At 62.0% G+C, this 19339-nt stretch carries 14 protein-coding genes; 3 read left to right on the top strand and 11 right to left on the bottom strand.

Features of this window, described 5'->3' with window-relative positions:
* Positions 1 to 295: 295 nt before the first annotated feature.
* Complete coding sequence (locus tag QMO82_RS27645) at positions 296 to 862, top strand: DUF6101 family protein (protein ID WP_183605894.1); 567 nt, start codon at positions 296 to 298, stop codon at positions 860 to 862.
* A gap of 171 nt (positions 863 to 1033) precedes the next feature.
* On the opposite strand, the gene QMO82_RS27640 is transcribed toward QMO82_RS27645, so the two are convergent.
* Positions 1034 to 1495: an Lrp/AsnC family transcriptional regulator gene (locus QMO82_RS27640; protein ID WP_080647216.1), complete on the bottom strand. Its 462-nt coding sequence runs from the start codon at positions 1493 to 1495 to the stop codon at positions 1034 to 1036.
* Between the two features lie 88 nt (positions 1496 to 1583).
* Between QMO82_RS27640 and QMO82_RS27635 the strand changes: the two genes are divergently transcribed.
* Complete coding sequence (locus QMO82_RS27635; protein WP_183605893.1) at positions 1584 to 2561, top strand: threonine/serine dehydratase; 978 nt, start codon at positions 1584 to 1586, stop codon at positions 2559 to 2561.
* Positions 2562 to 2626: 65 nt separating this feature from the next.
* Here QMO82_RS27635 and ubiA read toward each other — a convergent pair whose 3' ends face one another.
* The 5 genes from ubiA to QMO82_RS27610 all read right to left on the bottom strand — a co-directional run bounded on the left by ubiA (position 2627) and on the right by QMO82_RS27610 (position 9234).
* Positions 2627 to 3586 carry a 4-hydroxybenzoate octaprenyltransferase gene (ubiA, locus tag QMO82_RS27630; RefSeq protein ID WP_183605892.1) on the bottom strand — a complete coding sequence of 320 codons (960 nt, stop codon included), beginning with the start codon at positions 3584 to 3586 and terminating at the stop codon, positions 2627 to 2629.
* Between the two features lie 161 nt (positions 3587 to 3747).
* The gene (locus QMO82_RS27625) at positions 3748 to 4560 is read right to left on the bottom strand and encodes a MipA/OmpV family protein (protein WP_183605891.1); all 813 of its coding nucleotides are present in this window, start codon (positions 4558 to 4560) and stop codon (positions 3748 to 3750) included.
* A 349-nt stretch (positions 4561 to 4909) separates the two neighbouring features.
* A complete protein-coding gene (locus tag QMO82_RS27620; protein WP_183605890.1) occupies positions 4910 to 5491 on the bottom strand; it encodes a histidine phosphatase family protein in 582 nt (193 codons plus the stop codon).
* Positions 5492 to 5531: 40 nt separating this feature from the next.
* On the bottom strand, positions 5532 to 6791 hold the full coding sequence (locus QMO82_RS27615; protein ID WP_183605889.1) for a cyclopropane-fatty-acyl-phospholipid synthase family protein: 1260 nt from the start codon (positions 6789 to 6791) through the stop codon (positions 5532 to 5534).
* Positions 6792 to 6924: 133 nt separating this feature from the next.
* Positions 6925 to 9234 (bottom strand): Tex family protein, encoded by a 2310-nt coding sequence (locus QMO82_RS27610; RefSeq protein WP_183605888.1) that lies wholly within the window; start codon positions 9232 to 9234, stop codon positions 6925 to 6927.
* Between the two features lie 219 nt (positions 9235 to 9453).
* Here QMO82_RS27610 and glyS point away from each other — a divergent pair, with 219 nt between their 5' ends.
* A complete protein-coding gene (glyS, locus tag QMO82_RS27605) occupies positions 9454 to 11568 on the top strand; it encodes a glycine--tRNA ligase subunit beta (protein WP_183605887.1) in 2115 nt (704 codons plus the stop codon).
* A gap of 375 nt (positions 11569 to 11943) precedes the next feature.
* Here the strand turns inward: glyS and QMO82_RS27600 are convergent, their stop codons facing one another.
* The 5 genes from QMO82_RS27600 to QMO82_RS27580 all read right to left on the bottom strand — a co-directional run bounded on the left by QMO82_RS27600 (position 11944) and on the right by QMO82_RS27580 (position 19293).
* Positions 11944 to 13767, bottom strand: coding sequence for a methyl-accepting chemotaxis protein (locus tag QMO82_RS27600; protein ID WP_183605886.1), 1824 nt, complete (start codon positions 13765 to 13767; stop codon positions 11944 to 11946).
* Between the two features lie 384 nt (positions 13768 to 14151).
* The gene (locus QMO82_RS27595) at positions 14152 to 14613 is read right to left on the bottom strand and encodes a plant virulence effector HPE1-like domain-containing protein (RefSeq protein WP_183605885.1); all 462 of its coding nucleotides are present in this window, start codon (positions 14611 to 14613) and stop codon (positions 14152 to 14154) included.
* Between the two features lie 105 nt (positions 14614 to 14718).
* Positions 14719 to 15990, bottom strand: a complete 1272-nt coding sequence (gene purD, locus QMO82_RS27590) for a phosphoribosylamine--glycine ligase (protein WP_183605884.1) — start codon at positions 15988 to 15990, stop codon at positions 14719 to 14721.
* A 65-nt stretch (positions 15991 to 16055) separates the two neighbouring features.
* Positions 16056 to 17990, bottom strand: a complete 1935-nt coding sequence (locus QMO82_RS27585; RefSeq protein ID WP_183605883.1) for a DUF2207 domain-containing protein — start codon at positions 17988 to 17990, stop codon at positions 16056 to 16058.
* A 40-nt stretch (positions 17991 to 18030) separates the two neighbouring features.
* Positions 18031 to 19293, bottom strand: a complete 1263-nt coding sequence (locus QMO82_RS27580) for a 3-phosphoshikimate 1-carboxyvinyltransferase (protein WP_183605882.1) — start codon at positions 19291 to 19293, stop codon at positions 18031 to 18033.
* Positions 19294 to 19339 lie beyond the last annotated feature (46 nt).

Raw genomic sequence — 19339 nt, 5'->3', positions numbered from 1 at the left:
GCGCCCTTTTCGGCAAAATCTCTAAAAGAACGACGAACTGCTGGTGAGCACATTTTGCCACGGAAAGCTTACCTGAGACTTACCTCAGGATGCATCATTTCCGCACACCACAGCGTTCACCTTCCGGAAACCCTGCCGGATTCGGTTTTGATAACCATCAGAGGAGGCAAAGTTTTCTTAACCGCAATTTTTAAGCTGTACGGAACGGCAGGCCCCTATTGTCGGCCATAGAGGACGAAAAGTCCCAAGGAGAAGACCGGAAATCGGCTCTCAGGTAAGACAAGGGTAGAATGAAATGAACAATCCCGTAATGAAGCCCGCCTGGGCTGGCACGACGTTACGCCTCGATCCGTCCCGCTTTCCCCAGCAGGTCAGCTACGCCATCCATGATTGTTCGGATGACGTCAATATCACCATCGACGAACGCGGCGCGGTCCTGCGCAAGGTCCTGCCTTCCAGTGGCCTGCCGCTTTCGATTGCGCTGCCGAAGCGCGTCTTCAAGGGTGTCGCCGCCCGCGCCATCGACCATGGCGACGGTGAAGTTACCGTCACGCTCGAGCTTCACCACGCCGATCCCGAGCTCTGCGTTCCGTTGCTCGTCGCCCATGATCTCAGCGATATCGCCGCCGACTGGCGCAGCTGGTCGGAAGCCTTCCGCATTCCGATGCTGATGGTCGAGGCCGACGGCGTCGCCCGTCCGCTCGAAGACCATATTGGCGGCCTGCGCACCAGCGACCTCAAGCCGCGCCGCCGTCATTCCTACTTCGCCAATCGCCGTCCGCGCTTCCTCGTGCGCCGCACCACCGGCCGGCTGGGCGTCGCCATGAAGATCGAGGGCAAGGAAATCATCGCCCGCAACTGACCGAAATCGCGACACCGGACACATCATTGCCGGGCATTCTGCGCACTCATCAGTCGCAGAATGCCCGTTTTGCGACGCTGTCGAATTCGGCCGCAAACTGTCGCTTTAATCTCGATTGGCACCGCGGGATGAATTTTGACAGGATCACTGCGTAGCCAGTAAAAAAGCCTCTCATTCAAGGACGGAAAGTCCCAATCCGTGCTTGACCGTTTTGAGTGCGATCAGGCTCTTGTATTTTCGCACGAGCGCCTGTTGCTCACCCATAAGCCGCTCAATGAAGGCGTTGTATTCCTCGAGATTGCGGACGGCTACGAGCAGGACATAGTCCATATCGCCGGTGACATACCAGCATGACTGAACTTCGGGCGCACGGTCCAACCATCGCTGGAATTGCTCCAGCGTGTGTCGATGTTCGTTCTGGATTTCAAGCTCAACCAAAACGGACAAGGTGCGATCGACGGCTTTCGGACTGACCACCGCCACGATCTTCTCGATGATCCCATCTTGCTTCAGTTTGCTGATGCGGCGTTCGACGGCGGAGGGTGAGAGATTCACCACATCAGCAATGACCTTGCCGGGAATGTCGGCATTCTCCTGCAGCATTGACAGAATAGTTCGATCAATATCGTCCACTGCGTATAATCCAGATTTTATGCGGAGAATCCGCTATTTTTTTCCGTTGGCGCGGTTTTTCCGCGTCGAAAATTCATAACATCTCTCCATGACACAACAAGCACCTCTTTTAGCCGCCAAAATCGACGATGCCCGCAAGAAAATCGATCCGATTTTCCTCAACACCAATCTGTTGCGTTCCGATAGGCTCGCGCTGTCGCTCGTCGCCAAGGACGAAACGGAAAATCCGATCCGCAGCTTCAAGGGGCGTGGGACGGGGTATTTTCTCGCCGACGTCGCTGGTGAAAGAACTCCTCTGGTCACCGCATCAGCCGGGAACTTCGGTCAGGGGCTTGCTTATAATGCCGCACGGCATGGGCGATCTCTGGTCGTGTTCGCCAGTATCAACGCCAATCCGCTGAAGATCGAAGCCATGCGCAGGTTTGGGGCGGAGGTCTTTCTCGCCGGAGAAGATTTTGACGCTGCAAAGGAGGCAGCCAAAATCTACGCCGTCGAACGGAAGCTGCAGTTCGTCGAAGACGGAGCGAGCGCAGCCATTGCGGAAGGGGCAGGAACGATTGCGGCGGAGCTGACTGAAGAGGTCGACGATATCGACACCGTTTTCATTCCGCTTGGCAACGGTGCTCTGGCGGCCGGAGTGGGATGCTGGTTCAAATCACGTTCACCGCGAACAAGGGTCGTCGCCGTCGCCGCAAAGGGTGCGCCTTGCATGGCTCTCTCCTACAATGCGGGTGAGGCGATCTCGACGCCGGAGGCACGCACGATTGCCGATGGAATTGCCGTCCGGATTCCCGTCCCGTCGGCCGTCGACTGGCTTCAAGACACGATCGACGACGTCGTTCTCGTGGATGACGATCAGATTCTGGATGCAATGCGGTTTGCTCATGACACATGGAAGCGTCTCGTCGAACCAGCCGGAGCGGCGGGGCTCGCAGCTATTCTTGCGCAGGCATCTGCCCTGAAAGGCTGCCGTGTAGCGACTGTGCTGTGTGGTGCTAACCTAACGGATCAACAGATCAAGGCATGGCTTCCATCTGCCGCAAAGGACGACACGAATGCGTGCTAGACCAATCCTCCTGTCTGAGGACAGGCGCGCGAGGGCTGGCGCCCGCGCCGGGCTTAGCGTCCCAATCAGGGAATGGCAAACAGCAGGGAGACGAAGAGGCCGAAGAAGATGATCAGGCCGACGCGGTTGTTCGATTTGAACAGCGCCAGGCACTGGTCGGCATCGTTGATATCGAGCCGGACGATCTGCCAGGCGAACATGCCGGCCGCACCGAGCAAGGCCAGGAAAGCGATGAGATTGGCGCCGGCGAGCGCGAAAGCGATAAACATCAGCACCAGCGTCAGCCCATAAAGGCCGATCAGCCAAACCCTCGTCCTGTCGCCGAACAGCCGCGCGGTCGAACGGACACCGATCAGCTCGTCATCCTCCTTGTCCTGATGGGCGTAGATGGTGTCGTAACCGATCGTCCAGGCGACGGAGGCGGCATAGAGCAGGATGGCGGCGAAGGAAAGCCCGCCCAAAATGCCGGCCCAGCCCATCAGCGCACCCCAGGAGAAAGCAAGGCCGAGATAGAATTGCGGCCAGTCGGTGAAGCGTTTGGCGTAGGGATAAAAGGCCACGATGGCGAGCGAGAGCAAGCCCAAGAAGACGGTGAGCCAGTTGAACTGCAAGAGCACGAAGAGACCGACCAGCGCCTGCAGACCGATGAAGATTTTTGCGCGGGCGCGCGTGACGCGGCCGGAAGGGAGCGGGCGCGAACGGGTGCGGGCCACTTCCATGTCGATCTCGTGGTCGACGAGATCATTATAGGTGCAGCCGGCGCCGCGCATGGCGACCGAGCCGATGAAATAAAGGAAAAGGTGAGACACCAGCAGGCTGCCGGAATAGAGCCCTTGGTCGATCGCCGCATTGGCGGCGAGTGTCGCCGACCAGAAACATGGCCACATCAGCAATTGCCAGCCGATCGGGCGATCCCAGCGCGCCAGCTGCGCATAGGGCCAGAGCCATGGCGGCAGGATCCGGTAGACCCAGTTATTGGAAGGCGCGTCGGAGACGCGATCGTTGAAGTGGTCGGTATCTTCCATGCCGCTCATCTAGCGGCGGGCCGCCGATCCGGTCAAGAAGCGATCATAGCACCGTCCCTCGCATCATTTGCCGGACCCGAACCGATTCAAGGATAAAATCTCTGGTAGTTCAAGGCATTATGGCGCCCGCACATTTGAAAAAAACGCGTGGGCGCCGGCCATCACTGCAGTGAGAAATTGAACTTGTAGGTGGCCGAGACACCGATCAGGACCTGATTCTTCGAACCGCGGTCGCGCACCAGGCTGCTGTCGGCGGCAGGCCCCGCCAGCCGCTTATATTCGAGGAAGGAGCTTGCCGAGAGGTTTTCGGTCGCCTTCCAGGTGATGGCCGTTCCCGCGCCATAGGACTGGATGCCCGACGAGGGCTTATAGGGATCAAGACCGCTTGCCGCCGCGTGCTTGGCGCTGACGCCGTAATAGGCGTCGTAATAGCCTGCGGTGGCGAAGGTCGCGCGCGGACCGCCTGACAATTGCAGGTTGGGCGCGATATCGGTAAAGGCATCGACCGCGAGATCGGCGACAACGCCGTCATGAGAGCGGATGCCCTGGCGGACTTCGGCGCGGGCGCGCAGGAAATCTGTGGGGTAGACCTCGACGAAGCCGCCGGCTTCCGCCCCCCATTTGACCTTCCTCAAGCCCTTCAAGTCACGGTCGTCGCCGCCATCGCGCGACGGCACGAATTTGCCGACGATGCCGGCGCGGAAGGCGCCCTTGTCGATGAGGGCGAAGGAGGGATTGTCGTTGCGCGAGGAAAATCGCGGCCCGGCGCCCTGGCGGCCGACCGAGATCAACGGGCTGAACTTGAATTCATTGTGCGACGAGCCCTCGAATTTCGGGGCGGAGAAGCCGGCGACGCCGACGCTCAGATACCAGTCGCCGGACCAGAAGGGCTGGCCGCTTTCCTGCGCCGACGCCAAAACTGGGAATGAAAGGGCAATAGCCAAAGAGATCGATACGACTGATCGATGAAACACGTTCGCACTCCAGAAAACGCAAAAACAAAGCCGCGGAGGGCGGCGGTGGCTAGATTTATCCGGATCTCGTTACGCCAATGTTAACCACGGAGACACGAAGGGCGCTAAATGAAAGCGTGCCGCCTTTGGCGGTCGTACGCGAAAACCCGCCGGGAGAAAGACCTCCCCAAAGGGACAACCCGCAGCGGGGTCCTGCCATCAAAATGCGCCACCACATGTTGCGTCGTCAGGAAAGAAACTCGACGGACGCCAAACAGCAGCCCCTCCCCCTTGCGGGGAGGGGTTGGTGAAGGGTCTTAACTAGCGCCGACCGGACGCAAAATCGCTCCCGCAATTTTGGTGGAATTGCTTACCGCTGGTTCCACTGGCGGATGACTGGTTCGGTCAGGTCGTGCTCGTAGCCGAGCACGCTGATGCTTGTGGTATCGAGCGAGAAATGCGCGCCGCCTTCCGGCGGCAGGCCGAGCCAGCGGGCGGCGAGCACCCGCAGGAAATGTGAGCTGGAGAAGATCAGGATGGTGCTTGCCGCCTCGCGAAGCGCATGGATGACGGCGTCGGCGCGGGCACCGACATCGGCGGCGAACTCGCCATTCGGGCAGCCGTCGCGAAAGAGCTGCCAGCCGGGGCGGCCGGCCAAGATTTCCTTGGTGGTGATGCCCTCATAGGCGCCGTAGTCCCATTCGGCGAGATCGTCCCTGATGACCGCGCCCGATCCGAAGCCGGCGAGCGCGCAGGTTCGGCGGGCGCGAGCGGACGGGCTCGACCAGACGGCGGAGAAGGTCAGGCCCGCAAGCCGTTCGGAGAGCTTGCCGGCGGCAGCCTCGCCATTTGCCGTCAACGGAATATCGGTTCGCCCGGTATGGCGCCCGGAACGGCTCCACTCGGTTTCACCGTGCCGGACGAGATAGATCTCGGGAAACGCACTGCTCATCGGCATGCCCTTTCATTATGGCCGGCACAAGCGCTGTCGCTCAGAAAATTACCTTTTCGAGCGGCGCGCGCCTCGCCTCGAATTCCTTCAGCTTCGTCTCGTTGTGCGCGATGTAATTGCGATTGTCGGGAACGGCGAACTGGTTCTTGGCGATCTGGATCTGCAGGATGAAGAGTTCGTCCCAGCGGAAGCCCATTTCGGAACCCGCCAGATAGAATTCCCACATGCGGAAGAACTGTTCGTCGTAAAGCGCCACGGCTTCGGCCTTGCGCGCCACGAAACGCTCGCGCCAATGGCGCAGCGTATAGGCATAATGCATCGGCAGGATTTCGACATCCTTGACCAAGAGCCCCGCCTTTTCGAGCGGCGGCAAGACCTCGCCGACGGAAGGAATGTAGCCGCCGGGGAAAATATACTTCTCGATAAAGGCGTTGGTGCCGAAGCTCGGCTTCGGGCGGCCGATCGAATGCAGCACCATGACACCGTTATCGTCGAGGAGATCCGATACCTTGCGGAAGAAGTTGGCGTAATTGCCGATACCCACATGTTCGAACATGCCGACCGAGACGATGCGGTCGAACTTCTTGCCCGTCATGCTGCGATAATCCTGCAGCTCGAAACGCACGCGGTCGGCAAGGCCGCGCTTTTCGGCGCGGGCGCGGGAGACCTTGAGCTGTTCTTCGCTGAGCGTAATGCCGGTGAAATCGGCTCCATCAGTCGCTTCCGTCAGGTACATGCCCATGCCGCCCCAGCCCGAGCCGATCTCCAGGATACGCTGGTTGGGCTGAAGCAGAAGCTTGGCGGCGATATGGCGTTTCTTGGCGAGCTGCGCCTCATCGAGACTGATGCCCGGCGGCTCGAAATAGGCGCACGAATATTGCCAGTCCTCGTCGAGGAAAAGATCGAAGAGCTTGGCCGACAGGTCATAATGATGGGCGACGTTGTGCTTGTTGCGATTGACCGGCACGCGGCTCTTCAGCTGCTGCCAGGCAATGCGGCCCAGGAGCAGTGCCGCCATCTTGAAATCGAAGATCTCGTTGGTGGTGTTCTGCTTCACCAGCGACAGGAAATCGTAAATGTTGCCCTGTTCGAGAATGAAGCGGCCCTGCATGTACATTTCGCCGAGCTTCATCGTCGGGTCGCGGCGAATGGCGTCCTCGGCCTCCTGATCGGCAAGGCGGGCGACAACGGTTTCACCCGTGCCGTCGCCGATCAAGTGGGTCTCGCCATTGGCAAGGGTAAGTTTCAACGAACCCTTGCGGATGATTTGCTGGACGATCGAAAGGAAAGCTGACGCCACGGACGCCTCGCAAATGTGACAGGATGGTCACATCAACTTAGTAGCTCTCTTTCGCCTTACAAGCGCCGGATTTAGCACTCTTGAAATAACGCGGGCAAACTGTTGCATTTTTGCCAAAATGCCGGCTAAGCCCTTATTTTCGCTTCATGGCTTCGGCAAGGGCTGCGCCGAAAGCGCCCTGGCTCTCCGGTTTGGCGGCGGCCGGCCGGCGCTCGTTCTGCGGCCGGGAGCCCTGGTTGCCGCGAGAATCACCCCGCGGCGGCGGTGCAGCAGAACCGTCATCGCGCTTCATCGACAGAGCGATGCGCTTGCGCTTGGCATCGACTTCGACCACTCGCACCTTGACGACATCACCCGCCTTGACGACCTCGTGCGGATCCTTGACGAAGCGATCGGCAAGCTGGGACACATGCACCAGACCATCCTGGTGCACGCCGATATCGACGAAGGCGCCGAAGGCGGCGACATTGGTCACCGTGCCTTCCAGCATCATGCCGGGCTTCAGGTCGGAAATTTCGTTGACGCCCTCGGCGAAGGTCGCAGTCTTGAAGCTCGGACGCGGGTCGCGGCCGGGTTTTTCCAGCTCGGCGATGATGTCCCTGACCGTCGGCAGACCGAATTTCTCGTCGATGAACTGACGCGGATCGACCGATTTCAGGACGGCGCTGTCGCCCATCAGCGCGCGCAGATCACGGCCGCAGGCAGCGACGATCTTCTTGGCGACGCCATAGGCTTCCGGGTGGACCGAGGAGGCATCGAGCGGCTCCTTGCCGTTGGGGATGCGCAGGAAGCCGGCGCATTGTTCGAAGGTGCGGCCGCCGAGGCGGGCGACCTTCAAAAGATCCCGCCGGGTCTCGAAACGGCCTTCGCAGTCGCGGTGACGGACGATGGCGTCGGCAATCGACGGGCCGAGGCCGGAAACGCGAGACAGCAGCGGCGCAGACGCGGTGTTGAGATCGACACCGACGGCATTCACCGCATCTTCGACCACGGCATCGAGCGAACGCGACAGCTTCTGCTGGTCGACGTCGTGCTGATACTGGCCGACGCCGATCGACTTCGGCTCGATCTTGACGAGTTCGGCCAAGGGATCCTGCAGGCGCCGCGCGATGGAGACGGCGCCGCGTAGCGACACATCGAGATCGGGAAATTCGGCCGCTGCAGTCGCCGAGGCGGAATAGACCGAGGCGCCGGCTTCCGACACGATGACCTTGGTCGGCTTCGGCGCCGGCAATTCGGCCAGCATGTCGGCCACCAGCTTTTCGGTTTCGCGGCTGCCGGTGCCGTTGCCGATCGAGATCAGTTCGACATTGTGCTTGCGGATCAGCGATGCGAGCTCGACCTGGGCGCCGCGCACGTCGTTGCGCGGCTGGAAGGGATAGACGGTCGATGTCGCCACCACCTTGCCGGTGCCGTCGACGACGGCGACCTTGACGCCGGTGCGGATGCCTGGATCGAGACCCATCGTCGCGCGCGAGCCGGCGGGTGCTGCGAGCAGCAGATCCTTGAGATTGCGGGCGAAGACATGGATCGCTTCCTCTTCGGCCCTTTCGCGCAGTTCCCGCATCAGGTCGAGCGACAGCGACATGGAGAGCTTCACTCGCCAGGTCCAGCTTGCAACCTCCATCAGCCAGCGGTCGCCGGGACGGCTCGTCCCGATCTCATAGGCGGCCGCGATCATGCGTTCGACCGGCTTGTTCGGCGAGGCGGTCTCGGCGTCGGCCTCGATCGTCAGCGTCAGCACCTCCTCGTTCCAGCCGCGCAGCATGGCGAGCGCGCGGTGGCCGGGGGCGGTCGCCCAGCGTTCGGAATGGTCGAAATAGTCGGAGAACTTCTCGCCCGTCGCCTGCTTGCCGTCGACGACCCGGGCCTTTAGCAGCGAAGCCTGGCGCATATGGGCGCGCAATCTGCCGAGCAGGTCGGCATTTTCGGCAAAACCTTCGGCGACAATGTCGCGCGCGCCTTCGAGCGCCGTCTTCACATCCGGCACATCTGCCGTGATGAAGCCTTCGGCCAGCACCGCCGGCCCCCGGCCGCGCTCAGTGAGGATCGCCTCGGCGAGCGGGCCGAGGCCGCGTTCACGGGCGATTTCGGCGCGCGTGCGGCGCTTCGGCTTGTAGGGCAGATAGAGATCCTCGAGCTCGGCCTTGGTTTCGGCGCCCGAGACCTTGGTCATCAGCTCGTCGGTCATCTTGCCCTGGCCGGTGATCGATTCGACGATCGCGTCGCGGCGGGCTTCGAGCTCGCGCAGATAGACCAGCCGCTCGGCGAGATTGCGCAGCTGCGTATCATCCAACCCGCCCGTCACCTCTTTGCGATAGCGGGCGATGAAGGGCACGGTGGCGCCCTCGTCGAGCAGCTCGATCGCGGCTTTGGCCTGGTCGGGCCGGGCGTTGATTTCGGCGGAGATGCGGGCTGCGAGGAAACGGAGGTCTGCGGCCATGGGATTTCCTATGTCGACGAAAGTTGCGGGACCATAGCGGCGAAAAGCGGCAAGGCAATGTTGGAGTTTACAGGCAAGCGGCGATCCACAGGATAAGCATGCCGGAAAGGCGGCGATTTTGCGGTTGTGCAGATGCGCCATTCTTTGCTAGCAGAAGCAACGTTTTGACCCGGCGCCCATGCCATCCCTCCCCTGTCTCGGGAGGCAAGGAAATTCGACATGCCAAACCTTCTTCTCGAACTCCGCTCCGAAGAGATTCCGGCCCGCATGCAGCGCAAGGCTGCCGGCGACCTGAAGAAGCTCGTCACCGATGCGCTTGTCGAAGCGGGCCTGTCCTACGAGGGCGCGCGCGAATACTGGACGCCGCGGCGGCTGGCGCTCGATATTCACGGCCTGACGGCACGCTCGGCCGATGTGCGCGAGGAGCGCAAGGGGCCGCGCACCGATGCCAACGAGAAGGCGATCGAAGGTTTTCTGCGCGGCGCGGGCTTGTCCTCGGTCTCTGACGCGCAGGTGGTGAGCGATCCGAAGAAGGGCGATTTCTACGTCGCGGTCATCTCCAAGCCCGGCCGTGCGACCGAAGAGATCGTCACCAATGTCATGCCCGGCATCATCCGCGATTTTCCCTGGCCGAAATCGATGCGCTGGGGCAAGGCTTCCTCCAGGCCCGGCGCGCTGCGCTGGGTGCGGCCGCTGCAGTCGATCGTCTGCACCTTCGGTCCGGAGCATGAAGAAACCACCGTCATCCCCTTCGAGATCGACGGCATCACCGCTTCCAACATCACCTATGGCCACCGTTTCCATGCGCCCGAGGCGATCACCGTCCGGCGCTTCGACGATTATGCGGCGAACCTGGAAAAGGCGAAAGTCATCCTCGATGCCGAGCGGCGTAAGGATATCATCCTGCACGACGCCCGCGACATCGCCTTTGCCAATGGGCTGGAGCTGGTGGAAGACGAAGGCCTGCTGGAGGAAGTCTCCGGCCTCGTCGAATGGCCGCAGGTGCTGATGGGCTCTTTCGAGGAGGATTATCTCTCCATTCCCTCGGAAATCATCCGGCTGACGATCAAGACCAACCAGAAGTGCTTCGTGACGCGGCCACAGAGCGGCGAAGCGCTGTCGAACAAGTTCATCCTCGTCTCCAATATCCAGGCAAGCGACGGCGGCAAGGAAATCGTCCACGGCAATGGCAAGGTGGTGCGGGCAAGGCTTTCCGACGCGCTGCATTTCTGGAAGCGCGACCAGGGCAACCTGCCGGATCTCGAGACGCTCACGGCTTCGGCGGCAAAGTTCGGCCTCGACCTGAACAAGCCGCTCGACCAGCGCATGGCCAAGCTGGATGCGCTCGACGTCACCTTCCATGCCAAGCTCGGCACGCAGGGCGTACGCGTCGCCCGCATCCGGGCGCTTGCAAAGGAGCTAGCAAAGATCACCGGCGCCGACGCGGCTCTGGTCGATCGCGCTGCCGTGCTCGCCAAGGCCGATCTTCGTACGGAAGCGGTCGGCGAATTCCCGGAACTGCAGGGCCTGATGGGCCGCAAATATGCGGCACTGCAGGGCGAGGATGCTTCCGTTGCCGCCGCGGTGGAGGATCACTACAAGCCGCAGGGGCCGTCGGACCGCGTGCCGGAGGACAAGGTGGCGATCACCGTCGCGCTTGCCGACAAGCTCGATACGCTGATCGGCTTCTGGGCGATCGATGAAAAGCCCACGGGGTCGAAGGACCCGTTCGCGTTGCGGCGTGCGGCCCTCGGTGTCGTCAGGATCCTCTTGGAGCGAAGAATCCGCCTGCCGCTGCTGGCGACGACCAGGGATATCGATCTCCTCTCCTTCTTCCACGACCGCCTCAAGGTCTATCTGCGCGACCAGGGCGCCCGCCACGATCTCATCGACGCGGTGCTGACGGCGGATGCCGACGACCTGTTGATGGTGGCGCGCCGCGTCGAAGCGCTGACGGCCTTCATCACCTCGGAAGACGGCAAGAATCTGCTCGCCGGCACCAAGCGGGCGACGCAGTTGCTCGCCGCCGAGGAAAAGAAGGGCACCGTGATCGCCGACGGCGTTTCGCAAGCGCTTCTGAAGCTCGATGCCGAGAAGGAATTGTTCGCCGCGATCTCCAGCGCCTCGAAGGATGCGTCGGACGCCGTCGCCGGCGAGGATTTCCGCTCGGCAATGGAAGCGCTTTCCAAGCTGCGCGGCCCGGTCGACCGCTTCTTCGAAGACGTGCTCGTCAACGACGAGGACGCCGCCATCCGCGCCAACCGTCTCGCCCTGCTGCGGTTGATCCGCGAGGCGACGGGAACGGTTGCGGATTTCTCGAAGATTTCGGGGTGATATTCGGCTTCGGCCGGATGGCGCTGCATTTTCGTCGGAGCTTGCCCCATCCGGCTGCCGCCCCCTTCTCCCCGCTCGCGGGCAAAGGGGGATGGCGCGACCTCTCTATTCCTCGCTCACCTCTCGCAGGTTAGGGTGAGGGGCAGCCATCGGCGCAAACCGTAGGCGTGAGCTTGACCTGAGCATCCATAAGCAAGCAGTTCCGGTGCTGTCCAGCGTGAGGAATCGTTGAAACGGCGGCATCGACAAACGGCACGGCCGCCGGAGAACCGACGGCCGCTGAGAATTTGGTGATAAACGCCTTTGGCGCCTCGCCGTTTTTGTCTTTACGCAATTCCTGACGGAAAACCGCTTCGCACTTTTCCTGGAGTTGCTTTAAGCGGCGCGGCGACCCTGATGCGCAGCCGGGGCAGCACCTTCGCCGCTGACGCGGAAGCCGCGGATGAGGTCGATCAGCTCGTCGGTGTCGCTGGCCAGCGTTTCGGCCGATGCCGTCGTCTCCTCGGCCATGGCGGCGTTCTGCTGGGTGGCGGCGTCGAGCTGGTTCATCGAGGAGGAAATCGAGCGCAGCGTCGTATCCTGCTCGGAAGCGCTGTGGGCGATCTTGGCGACGATCTCGTTGGCGGCCTTGATCTGGTCGGAGATACGCTTCAGCGCCTCGCCGGCCTCGCCGACCAGGCGGACGCCATGGTCGACCTGGCTGGAGGAGCGGGCGATCTGGTCCTTGATCTCCTTGGCCGCAGCAGCCGAGCGCTGGGCAAGTTCGCGCACTTCCTGGGCGACGACGGCAAAACCCTTGCCGGATTCACCGGCACGGGCCGCCTCGACGCCGGCATTCAGCGCCAGCAGGTTGGTCTGGAAGGCGATCTCGTCGATGACGCCGATGATCTTGGTGATCTCCGACGACGACTTCTCGATACCGCTCATCGCCTCGATCGCCTGGGTGACGATCGCATCGCTATGGTTGGCTTCGGTGCTGACCGAGTGGACGCGCTTGCTCGCCTCATGGGCGCCATCGGCCGTCTGACGGACGGCGACGGTGAGCTCGTCGAGAGCAGCCGAAGTCTCTTCCAGGCTGGCGGCCTGGCGCTCGGTGCGCTGCGACAGCTCGTTGGAGGCGCGGCGGATCTCTTCCTTGCTGGTGCCGATGTCGGTGCCCTTGGCGCTGACCTTGGCCATGGCGGCTTCGAGATGCGACAGCGCATCGTTGAAGTTTTCGCGCAGGGCGGCGTATTTCTGGCCGAGATCGGCGCAGCGGACGGTGAGGTCGCCGCGTGCGATCATCTCCAACGCCTGGCCGATCGTCGCCACCACACGCGCCTGCAGCGCTGTTTCATCCTGCTGCTGGCGCAGATTGTTCTCCCGCTCGTTTTCCAGCGCCAGCTGCTGGGCCGCCTCGCGATCCGACATAGCATGGCGTTCCCGGATCTTTTCCTGCAGCGACTGCGTCGCCTTTGCCATCATGCCGACTTCATTGTTCATGCCGATATGCGGGATGGCGATGGAAACGTCCTCTTCGGCGACGGCCTTCAGGGCGGCATGGACGTTGTTGAGAGGTCCCGATATGCCGCGGATCACGACGTAGGCCGCTGCCATGGCAAGGAAGAACAGGACGATGCTGCCGGAGAGCGCAGTGAGGATCGTGCTGTTTATCTGAGCATCGAGATCGTCCATGTAGACCCCGGTGACGACAACGACTTTCCATGGGTCGAAGGCCTGGCCATAGGCCGTCTTGCGGTAATCACCGGCCGGCTGGCCCGGTTTACTGGTGGAATAAAATTCGACGAGGCCGCCGCCCTGCTGCCCGAGCTTGACCAGCTCTTCGCGGTAGAGCTTGCCTTTGCTGTCGGCCTGACCCTTGAGGTTCTGCCCGACTTTCGCCGCATCGTAGTGGAACATCATCTGGACGTCGTAGCTATAGCCGAAGAAATAGCCGTCGGGATCGTATTTCATCCCGTTGACGGTGGCGTAGGCCTGCTTCTGGGCATCCTCGAGCGTCATTTCGCCCGCGGTTACCTTGGCCTGGTAAAGCTTGAGAACGGACACCGCCGATTGAACCTCGGCGCGGAGCATGTCGTAGCGCTCCTTATAGATCGCATCGACCGAGGAGCGGATCTGCAGGGACGTGGCGATCGCAAAAGCAATCATCAGGCCGACGACCAGCAGTATGAGCTGCTTCGATATCTTCAAATTTTTCATGACGCCTCGCAACGGGAATGGTGGGCTGCATTCCGGTGCGGTTTTCTACCGCCTGTGCGAGCGCGCCAAACAAGGCCGCGCGTCTACCGCTGCTAAAACAAACATGCTGCGACCGGGTAAGTTACAATTGATGCCCACCCTATAAAAAAGCTTTAACTTTATTAAAAGCGATGCAGATTTCCCTAAAAATCAAGGGGTCAAATTATACAGCGCAGCGTCGGATTTCATCCGATGATCGCAAGATCGCTCGTGTTGGAAATTTCAGCTTGCCCAGCCCTATCAAAACAGGAATGCACCCCCGCTGCTCATCGAGGGTGCATTCGGCCCACCTGCGGTGGACCCCCAAACGATCGAAACCTTGATCAGGCGGGGGCAGGGAACTTTTTAGAAACGCAGCTTGAATTCGGAAACGTTGAGGGTTGCCGGCTGTTCAGTCATGCCAGCTGCAACAGGCTTGACGTCGCCGCCGATGACGGCCGCGGTCTGGGCGTTCATGTCGATGCCGTCAGCCGGCGGGGCGGACGGTGCTGCCGCAACCATCGCTTCCGGGGTCGCCTTGCTGACGAAGACGACCGGCGAGCCGCCCATCCAGCCTTCGGTGCGGTAGATCTTCTTTTCGCCGCCGACATCACGGATTTCACTCGCCTGGAGGACGCCGGGCTTCAGTTCCGGCACCGTATAGTCCTTCTTGGTCAGCTCGGCCTGGAGCGGCGGGCAATCGGCACAGCTTTCGGTGACGATGCTGCCTTCAGCGCGCGGAGCAGTCTTGCCGACCACCTCTATCGAGGACGCCATTGCTGAGCCTGCCATCAGCAGGATTGCCGCACCGAGGAAAATCTGACGCATCAACGCACCTCCGTCTTACCGTAGGGGCGGTATAACGGAGCTTTGTTTCCATCCCGTCAGGGGAAAGGGTAAAAATTTAAAGAATGCGGTGGTTTATACCGTATCTCAGGCTTTTTCGCGCTCGATTGCCCGCCAGCCGATGTCGCGCCGGCAGAAGCCGTTTTCCCATCTCACCTTGTCGAGCAGCGCGTAGGCCCGGTCCTTGGCCGCGGCCACCGTGCCGCCCGTGGCGGTGACGTTGAGCACACGGCCGCCGGTCGCGACCAGCACGCCGTCCTTCAGAGCCGTGCCGGCATGAAACACCTTCTCGCCCTCGCCCGCATCCGGCAGGGAAAGGATCGGCGTGTTCTTCTCGTAGGCGGCGGGATAACCCTTGGAGGCCATGACCACCGTCAGGGCCGGATCGTCGTTCCATTCTGCGGTTACCTGATCGAGCGTGCCGTTGGCGGTGGCAAGCAGCAGCGGCAGCAGATCGCTCTTCAACCGCATCATCATCACCTGGCATTCGGGATCGCCGAAGCGGACATTGTATTCGATCAGCTCCGGCCCCTTCCGGGTGATCATCAGCCCGGCGAAAAACACGCCGGAGAAGGGATGACCGCTCTCGGCCATGCCGCGCATCGTCGGCTCGATGATCTCCTTCATGGTACGCTCGACCATCTCGGCAGTCATCACGGGCGCCGGCGAATAGGCGCCCATGCCGCCGGTATTGACGCCGGTATCGCCCTCGCCCACCCGCTTGTGGTCCTGGGCGGTTGCGAGCGGCAGCACATGTTTTCCATCGCAGAGGCAGAAGAAGCTCGCCTCCTCGCCGTCGAGATAGGCTTCGACGACGACTTCGGCGCCGGCGGCGCCAAAGGCGCCCTCGAAGCAGTCGTCGACCGCGGCCAAGGCTTCATCCAGCGTCATCGCCACCGTCACGCCCTTGCCGGCGGCAAGGCCATCGGCCTTGACGACGATCGGCGCGCCTTGAGCGCGGATATAGGCCTTGGCCTTCGGCGCATTGTTGAAACGCTGATAGGCGCCTGTGGGAATGCCGTAACGGGCGCAGATATCCTTGGTGAAGCCCTTGGAGCCTTCGAGCTGGGCGGCAGCAGCGGAAGGACCGAAAACCACAAGACCATCGGCGCGCAGCCGGTCGGCGAGGCCGGCCACCAGCGGCGCTTCCGGGCCGACGACGACGAAATCGATCGCCTTGTCCTTGCAGAAGGCGGCGACCGCCTCGTGATCCTCGATGTCGATGGGCACGAGGACGGCGTGTTCGCCAATGCCGGGATTGCCGGGCGCGGCGTAGAATTCGCTCATCAACGGCGATTGCGCCAGCTTCCAGGCGAGCGCATGCTCACGTCCGCCCGATCCGATCAACAGAACCTTCATGCGCAACCCTTTCCTTTTGCCCCTGGCGGTTAAGGGCCAAGGGCTAAAAGGTCAAGCGGGAAAGCTTACCAGCCGCCGCCTCCCCCGCCTCCGCCGCCGCCGCCCGACGAGCCGCCGCCGGAAAAACCGGAGGATGAGCTCGACGGCGGCGGTGCCGGAATCGTCGACGCGATGGTCGAGGCCATCGACGAGGAAAAGCCGCCGATACGATCGGAAAAGCTGCCGCTGTTGAAATTGCCGGAATACCAGGCGGGCGTATAGGCCGCAGCCGCACCGGCGGCAGCGGCCGCAAGCCAGGTTTCGAAGGTGCGCGACCACGGCTTTTCGACGCCGAGCGCCACCGCATAGGGCAGCAGCGTCTCGAAATGCTGCGGCGACATTTGTGGGGCGCCTGCCGTGTTCATCCGATCCTTCTCGGCCAGCGTCAGATATTGGCGCAAGCCGTCTATGCCATCCATCATCTTGGCGCCGAGCGGGGTCGGAGCGCCCATGATGAAGAAATAGAGGATGTTGAGCAGTACTATGCCGCCGACGGCAAAGAGCATCGGCGTTTCATGCAGTTCCACCAGCGACGAGGCAAGCGCCAGGACCACGGTCGCCAGGATGCTGATGCCGACGAAAACGCCGATCGCCGTGGCAATGATGGCGATAATCTTGCCGAACAGCGACCTGCCGCGATGCAGCGACCTGACGAAGCCGGCGACGAACACCGCGACAAAGACCGAGATGCCGATCGGGATCAGCATCAGCGCGATGGTGTCGGGCTGCAGCGACCCAAAGACGAACAGCGCCACCAGGGCGGCGGCGCTGAGCGCAATGCCGCCCGTGGTATAACCGAGGTTGGAATTGTAATATTTGCCGCGGTGCTCTTTCTCGATCGCCGAGCGGAAAGCCTGTCCAACGGACTTCACCCGCTCGCCATTGGCCTTGTCGATCGTCAGCGTCTTGCCGGCGCCGCCAGCGGCCTTCAGCAGTTCGATCTCGCCGGCCTGGAATTTCTCTTTGCCGAGCGCCTTGCCGGTGCCGCGGATGACAATCGAATTCTTCAGATCTTCGAGCTTGACGTAACCGCGAACCGCAAGATTGAGCGCGGTGGCGGAAAGGGCGGTCCAGCCCTCGCCGGAAAAGCCCTTATTGTCGATGTAGTTGACCAGTGCCGGCGAAATGCCGTCAGGCGCGTCCCAGCGTGGCACGACGACGCCGCGGGCAGGATCGCGGCCGACCTTCAGCCATGATCTGAGATAATAGGCGAAAACCAGGATCAGGCCGCCGAAGCCGATGAAATAATCGCGGTTGTCCTTCAGCCACCATGTGCTTTCCATATCCGTGCTCGGCGGATCGATCGAGCCCTTCGGCATGCGGATCGCGAAAGTCAGACCTTCGTTAGGACCGAGAGGCGCGGTGGTGGAAAAAACGATGCCGGCGCCGGCCTCGCTGGCGCGGGCGTTCTTTCCAGTTGCGCCCTGCCGGCCGGTGAAGAAGGTCGTCTCGGTGGCAGTGACACCCGGCGGCAGCGTCACCGTGGCCGTCGCCGAGCGGATCGGGAAGATCCAGCCATTACCGGTGACGTTCCAATAGAGCTCGTCATGATCGTCGAAATAGCGGATCTGGCGGTTGGTTCTGTAGGTGAAGACGTAGCGATGACGGCCCGGCGTCACCGTCACATCGGCAGAACCGGCATAAATGCGGATGCCGCCCGAGATCGATTCCGTATGCCAAGGCTCGTTAGCACCGTCGCGCTGGACCGACACCATATCGAAATCGACGCTGCGGCGGCGGCCTGAGGCATCGGTGAAATAGAGCGGGAAGTCACGGAAGATGCCGTGGTTGATCCTGTTGCCCTCGGCATTGACGGTGATTGTTTCCGTCACCGTCATCGCACCGCTTTTTTCGAGCGCGATGTCGGAGGCGAAACTGTCGATCACCTCGGCGGCAAAGGCAGCCGGAGCGGCAAGCATCAACAGCAGTGCAAAACACAATCCGAAAAGCCGACGCCCCATCCCAGTCTCCCCGCCGGCAGCCTCGGCTGCGTGTTTTCCGTCAATCGTTGTCCTGATATGTCACGCCGAGGGCGGCGAGTGTGCGCCAATAGGCCGGGAAGGTTTTGCCGACGCAATCGGGATCGAGAATGGTGATGCCGTCGATCTTCAGGCCGGCGAGCGCGAAACTCATGGCGATGCGGTGATCGGCGAAGCTGTCGATCTCGGCCGGCAGGCGTTTGCCCGCAAGGGCTGGATCGGAGCTCACGATCAGATCGTCGCCCTCTTCGCGGGCAAGCCCCGAAATAATGCGGTTGAGGCCGGTGGACAGCGCCCGGATGCGGTCACATTCCTTGACGCGCAGGTTGGCGATGCCGACGAAGCGAACCGGCGTCTGGTTGAAGGCGGCAAGCACGGCCAGCGTCGGAACGGCATCCTGCATCTGCGAGCCGTCGATCTCTGCCGGCAGATGCGGGAATTTGGCGATGATGTCATAGGCGCGCGCATCCGGCTGCGAGAAGGTATCGGAGGGAACACCGAGATCGATCGCGCCGCCGGTGAGAACCTCGGCAGCCCAGAGATAGGTCGCGGCCGAGGCATCCGGCTCGACGATGAAATCGGCGGCGCGGTAGCCGGTCGGCTCGACGCGCCAGGTGACCGGGCTGGTCTTCTCGACCTTGGCGCCGAAAGCCTTCATCGCCGCCGTGGTCAGATCGATATAGCCGAGCGCGCCGATATCCTCGCCGACGAGTTCGATGTCGACCGGCCGGTCGCCGCCGGCTGCCATCATCAGCAGCGCCGAAACATACTGGCTGGACAGGCCACCATCGATGCGGATGCGATCGGCCTGGAAGCGGCCGGTGCCCTTGACGGTGACCGGCGGGCAGCCAGTCTCGGCGGTGACGTCGATGCCGAGCGTGCGCATCGCCTCGACCAGCGGGCCGATCGGGCGCTTGCGCATGTGCTCGTCGCCATCGACGATGACGGTGCCGTCGACAAGGGCGGCGGCCGCCGTCAGGAAGCGTGTCGCCGTGCCGGCATTGCCGAGGAAGAGCGGAGCCTTCGGCGGCTTGAGCCTGCCGCTGCCGGTGACGACGAAGGTGGTGTCATCGGGCTCGTCGATCGAAACCCCCATGGCACGTAGCGCATCAGCCATGTAACGCGTATCGTCGCTCTTCAGCGCACCCGTCAACCGGCTCGTGCCTTTGGCAAGGCCTGCCAGCAGCAGTGCGCGGTTGGTGATCGACTTGGAGCCCGGCGGCATGGCGCGACCCGAAAGCGGCTTGCCCGGCGGGATGATTGTGAGTTTGGCTGTGCTTTTCATGCTATGTCTTCCGTCCATGAGACGACCCTTTCCGGCCGCAAATCTG

Source organism: Rhizobium sp. BT04, from assembly GCF_030053135.1.
In the GTDB taxonomy this organism is placed as follows: domain Bacteria; phylum Pseudomonadota; class Alphaproteobacteria; order Rhizobiales; family Rhizobiaceae; genus Rhizobium; species Rhizobium binxianense.
This window is presented reverse-complemented; position numbering and strand designations above follow the sequence as displayed.

Coding starts and splice junctions, on each gene's coding strand:
- QMO82_RS27645 (WP_183605894.1), top strand. CDS start 296: ATGAACAATCCCGTAATGAAGCCCGCCTGGGCTGGCACGACGTTACGC.
- QMO82_RS27635 (WP_183605893.1), top strand. CDS start 1,584: ATGACACAACAAGCACCTCTTTTAGCCGCCAAAATCGACGATGCCCGC.
- ubiA (WP_183605892.1), bottom strand. CDS start 3,586: ATGGAAGATACCGACCACTTCAACGATCGCGTCTCCGACGCGCCTTCC.
- QMO82_RS27620 (WP_183605890.1), bottom strand. CDS start 5,491: ATGAGCAGTGCGTTTCCCGAGATCTATCTCGTCCGGCACGGTGAAACC.
- QMO82_RS27610 (WP_183605888.1), bottom strand. CDS start 9,234: ATGGCCGCAGACCTCCGTTTCCTCGCAGCCCGCATCTCCGCCGAAATC.
- glyS (WP_183605887.1), top strand. CDS start 9,454: ATGCCAAACCTTCTTCTCGAACTCCGCTCCGAAGAGATTCCGGCCCGC.
- QMO82_RS27600 (WP_183605886.1), bottom strand. CDS start 13,767: ATGAAAAATTTGAAGATATCGAAGCAGCTCATACTGCTGGTCGTCGGC.
- QMO82_RS27595 (WP_183605885.1), bottom strand. CDS start 14,613: ATGCGTCAGATTTTCCTCGGTGCGGCAATCCTGCTGATGGCAGGCTCA.
- purD (WP_183605884.1), bottom strand. CDS start 15,990: ATGAAGGTTCTGTTGATCGGATCGGGCGGACGTGAGCATGCGCTCGCC.
- QMO82_RS27585 (WP_183605883.1), bottom strand. CDS start 17,990: ATGGGGCGTCGGCTTTTCGGATTGTGTTTTGCACTGCTGTTGATGCTT.
- QMO82_RS27580 (WP_183605882.1), bottom strand. CDS start 19,293: ATGAAAAGCACAGCCAAACTCACAATCATCCCGCCGGGCAAGCCGCTT.